The sequence below is a fragment of the Spirosoma luteolum genome, from assembly GCF_054778875.1.
Genome location: NZ_BAAGZE010000023.1, coordinates 284327 through 297981 on the forward strand (window position 1 = coordinate 284327; position 13655 = coordinate 297981).

The 13655-nt window shown below is 57.2% G+C and carries 10 protein-coding genes; 5 read left to right on the forward strand and 5 right to left on the reverse strand.

Annotation, left to right across the window (positions count from 1 at the left end):
- Positions 1 to 63: 63 nt before the first annotated feature.
- Positions 64 to 1869 carry a gamma-glutamyltransferase gene (ggt, locus tag ACYVAC_RS21435; RefSeq protein WP_461099864.1) on the reverse strand — a complete coding sequence of 602 codons (1806 nt, stop codon included), beginning with the start codon at positions 1867 to 1869 and terminating at the stop codon, positions 64 to 66.
- A gap of 202 nt (positions 1870 to 2071) precedes the next feature.
- Here ggt and ACYVAC_RS21440 point away from each other — a divergent pair, with 202 nt between their 5' ends.
- From ACYVAC_RS21440 to ACYVAC_RS21460, 5 genes are all read left to right on the forward strand, one after another.
- Positions 2072 to 3313, forward strand: coding sequence for an ABC transporter permease (locus ACYVAC_RS21440; RefSeq protein ID WP_461099865.1), 1242 nt, complete (start codon positions 2072 to 2074; stop codon positions 3311 to 3313).
- A gap of 129 nt (positions 3314 to 3442) precedes the next feature.
- Positions 3443 to 3940 (forward strand): hypothetical protein, encoded by a 498-nt coding sequence (locus ACYVAC_RS21445; protein ID WP_461099866.1) that lies wholly within the window; start codon positions 3443 to 3445, stop codon positions 3938 to 3940.
- Between the two features lie 279 nt (positions 3941 to 4219).
- A complete protein-coding gene (gene recA, locus ACYVAC_RS21450; protein ID WP_461099867.1) occupies positions 4220 to 5311 on the forward strand; it encodes a recombinase RecA in 1092 nt (363 codons plus the stop codon).
- A gap of 104 nt (positions 5312 to 5415) precedes the next feature.
- A complete protein-coding gene (locus ACYVAC_RS21455) occupies positions 5416 to 6690 on the forward strand; it encodes a DUF3667 domain-containing protein (RefSeq protein ID WP_461099868.1) in 1275 nt (424 codons plus the stop codon).
- Positions 6691 to 6776: 86 nt separating this feature from the next.
- A complete protein-coding gene (locus tag ACYVAC_RS21460) occupies positions 6777 to 7175 on the forward strand; it encodes a DUF2846 domain-containing protein (protein WP_461099869.1) in 399 nt (132 codons plus the stop codon).
- A gap of 97 nt (positions 7176 to 7272) precedes the next feature.
- On the opposite strand, the gene ACYVAC_RS21465 is transcribed toward ACYVAC_RS21460, so the two are convergent.
- The 4 genes from ACYVAC_RS21465 to uvrA form a co-directional block, all read right to left on the reverse strand.
- The gene (locus ACYVAC_RS21465; RefSeq protein WP_461099870.1) at positions 7273 to 8556 is read right to left on the reverse strand and encodes a citrate synthase; all 1284 of its coding nucleotides are present in this window, start codon (positions 8554 to 8556) and stop codon (positions 7273 to 7275) included.
- A 162-nt stretch (positions 8557 to 8718) separates the two neighbouring features.
- Positions 8719 to 10011, reverse strand: a complete 1293-nt coding sequence (locus ACYVAC_RS21470; protein ID WP_461099871.1) for a metal-dependent hydrolase family protein — start codon at positions 10009 to 10011, stop codon at positions 8719 to 8721.
- A 57-nt stretch (positions 10012 to 10068) separates the two neighbouring features.
- A complete protein-coding gene (locus ACYVAC_RS21475; RefSeq protein ID WP_461099872.1) occupies positions 10069 to 10479 on the reverse strand; it encodes a hypothetical protein in 411 nt (136 codons plus the stop codon).
- Between the two features lie 44 nt (positions 10480 to 10523).
- Positions 10524 to 13409 carry an excinuclease ABC subunit UvrA gene (uvrA, locus tag ACYVAC_RS21480; protein WP_461099873.1) on the reverse strand — a complete coding sequence of 962 codons (2886 nt, stop codon included), beginning with the start codon at positions 13407 to 13409 and terminating at the stop codon, positions 10524 to 10526.
- Positions 13410 to 13655: the final 246 nt, after the last annotated feature.

Sequence of the window (13655 nt, forward strand, 5' to 3'; positions counted from 1 at the left end):
AAGAAAGACACTGACGCAAACCAGTCTTTCTTCTACCGTCTTTCCTCTTTCTGCTCAAATCTCCTAGTACCCCATTGCTGTGTTATCGGCGCGGGGGTCAGAGGCCCCTTCGTAGGCGCCATCGGGCCGAATCAGTACGCAGTCCATGCGGCCCAGGGTATTGGTGAGTTTCTCAAGCGCATAGCCCCGGCTGATGAGCGCCTGGGTGGTGGCATCGGTGAAGGCACCCTGCTCGAAAATGGTTTTATCGGGCAGCCACTGGTGGTGGAACTTGAGCGCGTTTACCGCCTGCTGCATAGTCATGCCGTGCTCGATCACGTTCAGGATAGTCTGATATACCGACGTGATGATGGTGGAGCCCCCGGGCGTACCAACCACCATAAACAGCTTGCCGTCTTTCTCCAGAATGGTCGGCGTCATCGACGACAGCATCCGTTTGCCGGGCGCAATGGCGTTGGCTTGGTTGCCAATCAGCCCGAACATGTTGGGTACGCCGGGCTTGATGCTGAAGTCGTCCATTTCGTTGTTCAGAAAAAACCCGGCCCCGTTGACCACCACCCGGCTGCCATAGCCACCGTTGAGCGTGGTGGTGATGCTGACCGCGTTACCCTCTTTATCGACCACCGAAAAATGGGTTGTTTCGAGGCTTTCATAACCCGGTATCATGCCACCCTTCACGTTGCGGCTGTCGGTGGCTTTGGCAAACGAGAAATCGGTCCAGCGGGTGCGCAGGTACTCGGGGCTGATGAGCTGATCGACGGGGACCTTTACAAAGTCAGGATCGCCCAGAAACTTGGCCCGGTCGGCATAGACCCGCCGTTCGGCTTCGATCATGACCTGCACCGTCGAATCGCGGTTCCAGCCCCACCGGTGCAGCGGATACTGCTCGGTCAAACGCATGAGCTGCAGCAGCGCCACCCCACCACTCGACGTAGGCGGCATCGTAATCACCGTGTAGTTTTTGTAGGTGCCCTTGAGCGGGTTACGCCAGACCGAGTGGTAGTTTTTAAGATCGGCCTCGGTAATGAGTCCGTTACCGCGCTTCATCTCGTCGGCCAGCAGCCGGGCTGTTTCGCCCTCGTAGAAGCCCGCCCGGCCCTGCGCCTGAATACGCTGCAGGGTTCGCGCCAGATCGGCCTGCGTCAGGCGGTCGCTGCGGTGCCAGGTAGCCGTATCGCCCGGGGTCGTACTTTTCAGGAAGTAGGACTTGCCGGGGTTAATGGTATTGAGGTCGGTTTTGATGCGGTTCAGGCCATTGGCGTCGCGCTCGGTAAGCGCAAACCCCCGGGCCGCCAGATCGACCGCGGGCTGAATAACCTGCGCCCACGGCAGTTTGCCGAAGCGTTTGTGGGCTTCGGCCATACCATCGACCGAGCCCGGTACCCCACTGGCCAGGTGGCCGCTGATGCTCAGGCCGGCCCGCACGTTGCCGGCCGAATCGAGGTACATGTTCTGAGTGGCCAGAGCGGGTGCTTTTTCGCGGTAGTCGAGCGTATAGCTGTTGCCGCCCTTATCGCGGTACACCATGAAGCCGCCCCCGCCAATGTTACCGGCACCGGGATAAACCACGGCCAGCGCAAACTGGATGGCCACGGCCGCATCGACCGCATTACCGCCTGCTTTCAGAATAGCCAGCCCGACGGCCGACGCTTCGGGATGTGCCGATGCCACCATACCATTGCGCCCGATTACGCCCTGCCGGTTGGAGTAGAACGGCTTCACCAGCGGGTCTTCGTCGCGGTACTGATACACGCCCTGCCCCTGGCTGATGGCAGCGGTGGAGGTTCGGCTGGGCGACTTGGTTTTGCAGGCGCCCACGGCCAGCAGGCCAAGCAGCAGACAAGCTACAGACTGGGTAGATGTTTTCATGCGGAAAGAGACAATCGTCGACGTTTTCAGAACCCCTAAGCTACAACACAGAGCCGTTCGGCCAACGGGCTCCCAGGCCCCGCCGGAGGTTTCCACCTTTTATCCGCCCGAAATCGCTGCTAATCCGAAACCCATTGGCGGGTCGCCAACTTCTTTGTTTCTTTGTTTAGCACATCGTACCGCTGTCCCCCCCTCCCCAGCCATGCCGTTTCTGCGTCAGATTTTAGAAAGTTTCCGGTTTGCATGGCAGGCCCTGCGTTCCAACCTGCTCCGCACGCTGCTGTCGCTGCTGGGCGTTACGGTCGGCATTTTCGCCATCATCGCCGTATTCACACTGGTCGACTCGCTGGAGCGCAACATCAAAACCAGCCTGTCGTTTGTGGGCGATAAGGTGGTGTATGTCAGCAAATGGCCCTGGACATTCGGGGCCGAATACCAGTGGTGGAAATATTTTCAGCGCCCCGAAACCAAATACAGCGAGTTTAAGTACTTGGGCGAACAACTCGAAAATGCCAAAGCCCTCACCATTCTCGACTTCAAACGGGGTGTTACGGTCAAATACGGCAACAACAGCACATCGTCGCTCATTCAGGGCACCACCTACGACTACAACAAGATCTCCGACGTACCCATCGCCAACGGCCGTTATTTCACCCCGCAGGAGATGACCGTGGCCCGGGCCGTTACCGTCATTGGCGCCAAAGTGGCCGAGGACTTGTTTCCCGGTATCGATCCGGTTGGCAAAACCATCAAGCTCAACGGCCTCAACTTTATGGTCATTGGGGTGCAGCGGCTCAAGGGCGCCAGCATTGTCAACGTGGGCGGCAATCCCGACATCAAGTGCATCATTCCCTACGGCATCTTCTCCAAGATGTTCAACTCAGGCGTCCCGACCTTCGACGTGGCCATAAAAGGCTACGAAAGCGATGAGGGGCTGCTCGAACTGGAAAGTGAAATCAGGGGCCTGCTGCGGGCCCGCCGGGGCCTGCGCCCTACGCAGGATGACAATTTCGCCATCAATCACCCCGAAGCGGCTGTCAAGTTTGTCAGCAGCATTTTTGGCGTACTCAAACTGGCGGGCTGGGTTATTGGTGGATTTTCTATCCTGATCGGCGGATTCGGTATCGCCAACATCATGTTTGTGTCGGTGAAAGAGCGCACCAACATCATCGGCATTCAAAAATCGCTGGGGGCTAAAAATTACTTTATCCTGTTCCAGTTTCTGTTCGAAGCCGTACTGCTGAGTCTGGTGGGGGGGCTGGGCGGCATCGTACTGGTGTACCTGCTTTCGTTTCTGAAACTGGGCAGCCTCGATCTGCAGCTCACGGCGGGCAACATCATACTGGGCCTGGGCGTATCGAGCGTCATCGGTATTCTGTCGGGTATCATACCGGCTTTCTCAGCCTCGCGGCTCGACCCCGTTATTGCCATTCGGGCCAAGTAACGGCTGGCCCGGGCGCCCACGTCCCTCCTCCCGCTGAACATTTACCAGTAGCGGGGGTTCCTATGCTTGAACTTATCTGAAACAATTCGTCTATTTACGCGTCTCAACCGCAACCAAATCAGTCCATCCATGAGAGGCTTATTGTACTTACTCCTATTTCTGTTTGTGTTAGCCGGCGCACTGTATGTGTTGACGGGCTGGAGTTTCAGCGACGGCGAACGCGCCGGCACCGTCTCGAAATTCAGCCGCCGGGGTTATCTGTTCAAAACCTACGAAGGTGTGCTGAACGTAGGCGGTTTCTCGGGCGAGACCGGATCGCTTACGCCCCAGTTTTTCGACTTCTCGGTGAAAGACGACAACGTAGCCAAGCAGATCACCGACGCCGTGAAGACGGGTCAGCGCGTGACGCTTCACTACGAAGAAAAGATTCTGCGTCTGCCCTGGAATGGCGAAACCAAATACTACATCACCAACGTCGAAGCGGTGGGTCCACAGCCGGGTGCTTACGGGTATCCGGGTCAGCAGGGCTACCAGCAACAGGGTTATCAGCCGCAGGCTCCGGCCCAGCCGCAGCAGCCCGTGCAACAGCCGGCCCAGCAGCCTATGATGACCGATTCGACGCTCTGATCGGCGGGCCTGCACCGACCACCGGCAGCACCGTTTCGACGAGCAAAAACCCAATCCCGCCCCAGGCTACCAACCAGCCCGGGGCGGGATTTTTATTGCCTCGAAAAACGAGAGCAAAACCCTATTAATCAGCCCATTACAAACATCCGTCCGGGATATATACAGGCGTTGCGCAGTGGGGTCTCCAGCGCGTCGAAATAACCCGATCTATTTCAAAAAAGGGTTTGGTAATCCGGCCGTTTCTGGGTAATTTTATCTGTTTAAAACAACCATCCCAACATGGCAAAATCAGATACGGCGCAAGCCACAGCATCTGCTAATGACAGTAAACTGAAAGCCCTTCAAACCACCATTGAGAAGCTCGACAAGGCCTTCGGTAAAGGAACCGTGATGCGGCTGAGCGAAAGCAAAGTTGTCGACGTACCGGTCATCTCCACTGGCTCACTGGGTCTCGATCTGGCGCTGGGTATTGGCGGTATGCCACGCGGCCGGGTTGTCGAAATCTACGGTCCTGAATCGTCGGGTAAAACCACGCTGACCATGCACTGCATCGCCGAGGCTCAGAAAGCCGGCGGTCTGGCTGCCTTCATCGACGCCGAGCACGCTTTCGACCGGGTGTATGCCGAGAAACTCGGTATCGATACAAAGAATCTTCTCATTTCGCAGCCCGACAACGGCGAGCAGGCGCTCGAAATTGCTGAGCACCTCATCAGCTCGGGCGCCATCGACATCATCGTTATCGACTCCGTAGCGGCTCTCGTACCCAAAGCCGAGATCGAAGGCGAAATGGGCGAAAGCAAAATGGGTCTGCAGGCCCGCCTGATGTCGCAGGCGCTGCGGAAACTGACCGGTACGATCAACAAAACGGGCTGCTGCTGCATTTTCATCAACCAGCTCCGCGAAAAGATCGGTGTGATGTTCGGCAACCCCGAAACAACCACGGGTGGTAACGCCCTGAAATTCTACGCGTCGGTCCGGCTCGATATCCGCCGGATCGGGCAGATCAAAGAGGGAGCCGACAACGTTGTCGGTAACCGCACCAAGGTGAAGGTGGTGAAAAACAAACTGGCCGCTCCGTTCAAAGTGGTCGAGTTCGACATCATGTACGGACAGGGTATCTCGAAAGTAGGCGAGGTGCTTGATCTGGCCGTAGAAATGGAAATCGTGAAGAAATCGGGTTCGTGGTTCTCCTACGGCACCAGTCGCCTGGCTCAGGGCCGCGACGCCGTGAAAGAACTGCTGCTCGACAATCCGGAACTGATGGCCGAGATCGAAGGAAAGATCCGGGCTAAAATCAGCGAAGACGAAAACGCCCTGCTCGACCCCATCGGTGGTACCGAAGAAGACGGCGAAGGCGAAATCGACGATTAATACCGGATTATCTTTTTGCCCTGAGCGGTGGTCAGCGTTGTCTGGCCACCGCTTTTTTTATTTTTGCACCGGTACCATACCTTCCTCCCAACCGCAACGCCCCGATGGCCGCCCATCATAAACTAGCAGTCTGTCCCAACTGTGATACCCCGCTTGGCCCCACTGCCAATTTCTGCCCCAACTGCGGGCAGGAAAACCATGAGGTCAAACTCCCCCTGCAACACATCGGTTACGAGTTTATTGAGAGCATCACCCATTTCGACAACAAGCTCTGGAACTCCCTCAAAGCGATCTTCACCCGCCCCGGCCAGATGACCGCCGAGTTTCTGGAAGGCAAGCGAGCCCGGTTTGTACCGCCCGCCCGGCTCTACGTGTTCGTGAGCGTAATTTTCTTTTTTCTGGTGGGCAAATACGCCAGTCACCGGATCATAGAGGTCGACCCGGGCGAACGGCAGCATGCCCTGCGCGACGATGTCGAGCGCAGCAGCCTCGGCGGCAGCGACGACGATCGTAAGGATAGCCTGTTGCTGCGCAACCAGCTCAACGAGGTGGCCGCCATTGAAGTCGACATAATCAATCACCCGGCCGAGCGCCGGCTCTTCTACCAGGAGCTGGCTGCCCTGCCCGACCGTGGCATCGATTCGTTGCTGCAGACCAAGCAACTGGCCACCACAACCGACAACCGCGCCCGGCTGCGTCAGCTGATTACCACCATCCATAACCAGCCCATCGATTACAATGTGTTTGTGGCCCAGTCGGACCGGAAAAATGGCAGCATGATTCCGTTTCCGAATGAGCGTAGCCGGCAGCACTTTCTCGACGAGGTTCACCGTATGTCGAACGATCAGCTCGACTCGACGCTGCAGGCGCATAAGCTGACGGCTAACTACATCAATCGGCTGGCGCTGCGCAAGGCCGAACGCATCACGGAGTTTCAGCAGGCTACCAATACCAACGCCATAGCCGATGAGTTTGGTCACCTGTTTATCAAGAGCCTGTCGGGTGTGATGTTTGTCCTGATGCCTTTTGTGGCTTTTCTGCTCTGGCTGTTCTATGTACGGCGCAAACAGTACCGGCGCTACTACTACGAGCACCTGATCTTTTCGATTCACGCTCACACCGTTCTGTTTCTGCTGTTGTCGGTAGCCCTGCTGGTTGCCGTGTACCTGGGCCATTACCTGCCCGAAGGAATGGGCGACCGCCTGCTGAAGATCACCGTAGGGATCGGCGCCATTTATTTTCTGCTGTCGCTCAAGCGCGTATACCGGCAGTCGTGGCCCCGTACCCTGGGTAAATTTGCCCTGATTTTCATCATATATGGCCTCACCATTACGCTCTTCATGGCGCTGGCGATCGGGCTTTCGATCAATTCGTTGTAGCAACAGGCAATCCAAACGGGGGGGTATGGCCGTAGGTAATGGCGAGATGGCCCGGCAGTCGGGTCATCCGTAACGCAACCTACACGATGAAATCACTGTTCATGGCACTTTGCCTGTCGGCGGGAACGCTGATGGCCGCCTACGCCGAAACCGCTCCGAAAGCCGCTAACCTGATCGTTTACCGCAAAGGCTGTATCTACGGCAGCATGGCCAAATACAAGGTCAATGTCGATAATCAGGAGATGGCTAAACTGAAAAACAAGTCGATCTATACGACTACCCTGACGCCCGGCTCGCACACAGTGGCGCCGAAGAACCCCAACAAAGCCGTTACCATTAACGCGCAGGATGGCCAGACGTATGTGGTCCAGTACAAAACCCGCTTTGGCTTGTTTGGTGCTCGCCCGAAACTGAAAGTGATGACGCTGGACGAAGCCAAGCAGGACAAAAAATTCAACGACCTGCAGGCCAGCATGGGCATGTAACCCGCCTTTCTGATTTACACAACGTTATCGATCCATAACAACGAACCCCGACCCATCGAATGGGCGGGGTTCGTTGTTATGTTGAATAAGCGCGTGCTTAGCGCTGCGCAATGGGTACGAACTCGCGGAGAGTAGCACCCGTGTAGATCTGACGGGGGCGGCCAATGGGCTCTTTCGTTTCGCGCATTTCTTTCCACTGGGCAATCCAGCCGGGCAGACGACCGATGGCAAACATGACCGTGAACATGTTGGTCGGGATGCCGAGTGCGCGGTAGATAATACCCGAATAGAAATCGACGTTTGGATACAGCTTGCGCGATACGAAGTACTCATCGTTGAGGGCAGCTTCTTCGAGTCCCTTGGCAATCTCGAGTACGGGATCGTTGACCCCCAGTTTGCTCAGCACATCGTCGGCCGCTTTCTTAATGATCTTGGCGCGGGGATCGAAGTTTTTGTAGACGCGGTGTCCAAAGCCAAACAAACGGAAACCCGTTGTCTTGGCGTTTTTCGCCATATCGACATACTTGGCCACATCGCCACCGTTTTCTTTGATTTCTTCGAGCATCTCAATCACTTCCTGGTTGGCACCGCCGTGCAGGGGCCCCCACAGGGCGCTGATACCCGCCGAGATCGACGAATAGAGGTTAGCCTGCGACGAGCCAACCAGTCGTACCGTCGAGGTCGAGCAGTTCTGTTCGTGGTCGGCGTGCAGAATGAGCAGTACATTGAGGGCTTCGGCTACCACCGGATCAACCGTGTAGTCTTCGACCGGCAGCGCGAACATCATATTGAGGAAGTTCTCAATGTAGCCCAGCTTGTTTTTGGGGTAGTTGATCGGATGGCCCTGCGCCCGTTTGTATGACCAGGTCGCAATGGTAGGCAGTTTGGCCAGCAACCGGATGATATCCTGATCGCTGTTGTCGGTTGTTCCTTCGTACGATTCGGGATAGAACGCACTCATGGCGCTCACCAGCGACGAGAGTACGCTCATGGGGTGGGCACTCACCGGAAAACCGTCGAAGATTTTCCGCATGTCTTCGTTCACCAGCGTATGATGCCGAATAGCGCTTTCAAACTGCGCGAACTGCTCCTGCGTAGGCAACTCACCGTAAATCAGCAGGTAGGCGACTTCCAGAAAAGAAGCTTTGGAAGCCAGATCCTCGATTGAATACCCCCGGTAGCGCAGAATACCTTCTTCACCGTCGAGAAATGTAATACCACTTTTGGTAGCCCCTGTGTTTTTGTAACCACGGTCCAGAGTAACATAGCCCGTTTGATCACGAAGGCTGGAAATGTCGAAGGCTTTTTCGTTCTCCGTTCCTTCCAGAGTCGGAAACGAGTACGATTTACCATCGACGGTGAGTTCAGCAGTGTTTGCCATATAGAAAATCAGGGTAGAGTATTCAGTAGTAAAGGATTAGACTCCGACTGGGGTAGCGGGGCGAAATTAGCCCAAAAACCCAAAAGTCAGGCGAAATCATTATAAAAAAGGCCATTTGGGAGCCCCTACCCAATAACCCGGTGGTTCCCGATTAAGTTTTCGTCAGGGCTGGTAACGGATACCTCCTTTCAGCACAAGCCGCACCTGCCGCAGCGCGTCGATCTGCGCTGCCGGATTGCCGGCCACTGCAACCAGATCGGCGAGCAAGCCCGGCCGCACCCGCCCCCGGTCGCGCAGACCGAACACATCGGCATTGACCGATGTAGCCGATCGGAGCACGTCGAGCGGCTTCATCCCGTAGTCGACCATCATGACCAGTTCGCGGGCGTTATCGCCGTGGCTGAATACGCCCACATCGCCCCCGGCGCAGATGGTTACGCCCGCGCTGAGCGCCTGCCGAAACGTGACCCGTTTTTCGCGAATACGCTCGGGTTCGGGCTCCTGGCCTTTCTTCCAGCCCCGGTACTGACTAACGGCATCGCCGGCCGCCAGGGTCGGGCACAGGGCCACGTTGCGCTGTTTCATGAGCGCAAAAATCTCGGGCGTGCCGGCATCGCCGTGCTCGATGGTGGTACAACCGCCCAGAATGGCCCGGCGCATGCCTTCGGCGGTGGCAGCATGGGCAACCACCGCCCGGCCACTGCTGCCGGCCACCTCAACGATGAGCTTGATCTCGTCGACGGTGAACGTTGGTTTAGCCTCGGCCATCAGCCCCCAGCGGTAATCGGCGTAAATCTTAATGGCATCGGCGCCTTTGCCAATCTGCGACCGTACGGCCCGGATCAGACCATCGTGTCCGTCGGCTTCTTCGGCTCCCTGCGGTACGTCGATGTCGGGACTGAATCGCCTGGGGCCGTAACTACCGGTAGCAATCAACGCTTTAGTCACGACCACCATGCGCGGGCCGGGAATAATGCCCTGCTCGATGGCCTGTTTCAGCCCCACATCGTCGTATTCAGCGCCTTCGGTACCCAGATCGCGCACCGTGGTAAAGCCAGCCAGCAGTGTGTTGCGCGCATGAACGGTAGCGCGGGCTACCCGCATGGACCGGGCTTCGCGCAGTACCTGATCGTCCCACGATGTTTCGTTATAGGGATGCAGCAGCAGGTGCGAATGGCCCTCAATAAGGCCGGGCAGCAGCGTTTGTCCGGGCAGGTCAATCACGTCGGCTCCGTTGGCCTGAATACCGGCCGCCGGGCCAGCCGCATCGATCCGATCGCCGTTGACGCGCACCACCCAGCCTTCGTGCATGGTTTCGCCGTCGAACACGCGGTCGGGGCGCAGGAGATACGCCCTGGCCGCTGGTCGGGACTCGGTCGGGGGCGTCTGCGCGACGCCCCCCCGCAACAGACTGCCCAGACCAAGCAGCAGCAGCCATCGCTTCGGGATAAACATAGTAGCAGGAGTTATAACGTTCAGGCCGACGGTTGCCGGGTAAGCCAGCGCAGCCCTTTACCGACGGACTGCCTTGCCCCGGATGGCCCCGTAGAGCTTTTCGCCAAACACGAGCGTAATAAGGCCCGGGAGCAGAATAGCCCCCGCCCGGAAGCCGGCACCCGTGAGCTTATAAACACCCGTATTGTATTGGGTGAAACTGCTGATAAGCCAGTAGACCGACGCGGCCAGCAGAGCAGCCGTCAGCGCAATGGCCACGGCCTGCCCCAGCCGGCTCAGCAGCCCGCCAACCAGCAGCGCTACGCCCGTAACGGCGGCTACCGTGGCAAGGGCTTTGGGAAACGTTTCGAGGTAGGTATAATCGAAAAAAAACACCCCAGCCCGGCCAATCAGGTTGGGGTGTGCCAGGAGCCAGCCATCCAGAACGACCAGCACCAGCAAAACAACGTAGAAGAATGGGTTACGCATAACGCAAAGTTGCCGGGTTATTGACGGCCCGCCAAGATACGCAATTAGGCGGCACCATGTCCGGTCAGTTCCAGCTTCAGAAACTTACCGGTATAACTGCCCTTCACCTCGGCAACCTTCTCGGGCGTACCTTCGGCAATGATCTGCCCGCCTTTGTTACCCCCTTCCGGCCCCAGATCGATCAGGTGATCCGATACTTTGATGACATCGAGGTTGTGTTCGATAATCAGCACCGTATTGCCTTTGTCGGCCAGTTTGTTGAGCACGTTCAACAGGTGAGCGATATCCTGAAAATGCAGCCCCGTGGTGGGCTCATCGAGAATATAGAGCGTTTTTCCCGTGTCTTTCTTCGACAGTTCCTCGGCCAGCTTCACGCGCTGCGCTTCGCCCCCCGACAGCGTGGTGGCGTGCTGGCCCAGCGTGATGTAGCCCAGCCCCACATCGTTCAGCGTCTGAATTTTTCGCAGAATCTTGGGCTGACTGGCAAAGAACTCCAGCCCCTGCTCGACCGTCATATCGAGCACGTCGGCAATGGACTTTCCCTTGAAGCGTACTTCCAGCGTTTCGCGGTTGAAGCGTTTGCCTTTGCAGGTTTCGCAGAGCACATGCACGTCGGGCAGAAATTCCATCTCTACCTTTTTCATGCCTGCGCCTTCACAGTCTTCACAACGACCGCCCTTCACGTTGAACGAGAAACGGCCGGGTTTATAGCCCCGGATTTTGGCTTCGGGCAGCTCGGCAAACAGCAACCGAATGTCGGAAAACATGCCGGTGTACGTAGCCGGGTTGGAACGGGGGGTACGGCCGATAGGCGACTGATCCACTTCAATCACTTTGTCGAGGTGCTCCAGCCCGTCGACCGTTTTGTAGGCCAGCGGCTCGCGCTTCGACTTGTAGAAATGGCGGTTCAGGATCGGGAACAGCGTTTCGTGGATCAGCGACGACTTGCCACTGCCCGATACGCCCGTGATCGAGATCATGCGGCCCAGCGGGAGTTTCAGCGTTACGTTTTTGAGGTTGTGCCCCGTGGCGTTTTTAATGATCAGGAATTTGCCGTTGCCCTTGCGCCGTTCGGCCGGCACCTCAATGGCCCGCCGGCCGCTCAGGTATTCGGCCGTGGTACTGCCGTTCCGGATAAACTCATCGGGGGTGCCGATGCCGACCACCTGCCCGCCATGCCGCCCCGCGCCGGGGCCGATGTCGAGAATAAAATCCGACTCGAGCATCATGTCTTTGTCGTGCTCGACCACCAGCACCGTGTTGCCCAGATCGCGCAGGTTTTTCAGCGAATCGATGAGCTTCACGTTGTCGCGCTGATGCAGCCCAATGCTGGGTTCATCCATGATGTAGAGTACGCCGACCAGCTGCGTACCGATCTGGGTAGCCAGCCGGATGCGTTGCGCTTCGCCCCCCGACAGCGTACGCAGGGGTCGATCGAGCGTCAGGTAGTCGAGGCCGATGTCGAGCAGGAAACCGATTCGTTTCCGAATCTCCTTCAGTATCTCTTTTCCAATCACGTTCTGCCGATCGGTCAGGCGACTCTCGAGTCCGTCGAACCAGGTCGTCAGTTCCGAAATGTCCATGCGGGCCAGTTCGGAGATATTTTTCTCGTCGATGCGGAAATAAAGCGACTCTTTTTTCAGACGTGCCCCGTGGCATTCCGGACAGGGGCTAATGACCATAAAGTCTTTGAGCCACTCCTGAATCTTGTCGGTCGTGTTTTCCTGCTGGCGCTTCAGAAAATTCACAATACCCTCGAACTTGAACGGATAAGGTTCCGCATCGGGTTTGCGTTTCAGGTTGCGACTGGCGGGCACATCGGCCGGATCTTCTTCCGTACCGTACATCAGCGCATACAGCAGATCGTCGGGATACTTGCTGACGGGCGAGCTGAGGTTGAGCTTGTACTTTTTCAGGATCACCTCGATTTCCTTGAAAATCCAGAGTTCGCGGTACTCCCCCAGGGGCGCAATAGCCCCGCGACTCACGCTCAGCGACCGATCGGGAATAACCGACTCTTCGGTGATTTCTTCGATCACGCCCAGCCCGTTACAGACCGGACAGGCGCCATAGGGCGAGTTGAACGAAAAGGAGTTGGGCGACGGTTCGTCGTAGCTGATGCCCGACTCGGGGTCCATCAGGTTTTGCGAGAAGTACACCAGCTGCCCCTGGCTGTCGAGCAGTTGCATAGCCCCTTTTCCCTGCTTCAGGGCCGTTTGCACCGACTGGCTGAGCCGGTAGCGGTCGTCGGGGCGCGGCACGAGCCGGTCGATCACGATTTCGATATCGTGGATCTTATAGCGGTCGAGCTGCATTTTGGGAACAATGTCCTGCACCACGCCATCGACCCGCACCTTGGTGTAGCCCGTTTTGGCGATCTGCACAAACAGTTCGCGGTAGTGCCCCTTACGGCCCCGGATTACCGGTGCCAGGAGGGTCGTTTTCTGCCCGTCGTACTGATGCAGAATGGTGTCGATGATCTGATCCTGCGACTGCCGTTCCATTTTGCGGCCCGTCACGTACGAAAACGCTTCGCCGGCCCGGGCGTAGAGCAGACGCAGAAAATCGTAAATCTCGGTCGTGGTACCCACCGTCGAACGGGGGTTTTTGGAGGTCGTTTTCTGCTCGATCGATATCACCGGGCTCAGACCATTGATCTTGTCGACGTCGGGTCGCTCCATGTCGCCGATGAACGAGCGGGCATAGGCCGAGAAACTCTCCATATACCGTCGCTGCCCTTCGGCATAAATGGTATCGAAAGCCAGCGACGATTTACCACTGCCACTGATGCCGGTTACGACCACGAGCTTATTGCGCGGAATCGTAACGTCGATGTTCTTCAGATTATGTTCGCGGGCGCCCAGTACTTCGATCTGGTCGTAGCCCGTCAGGTCAATATCGTTCAGTTGGGTTGTTTCTTCAGTCGTCACGCTGCGTCGTACCGCCGGAGCGGTTGGCTTATTCTTACTAGCAACGTAAAAGCCGAGAGGGTAGTTTCCCGAAAACCAACTGGATTCAGAGGTGTGCCGATGCATCTTGGCTGGCGCATCCCGTGGAGACGCAACATTTTGCGTCTCCACGGGATGCGGATGGTTTTTCGCCAATGGTTAAATCACGTGCGCAGAAATCGCAGCTATGCTAACAGACCCTGCCGTGCGGATCCGTGCTTGCCCCTC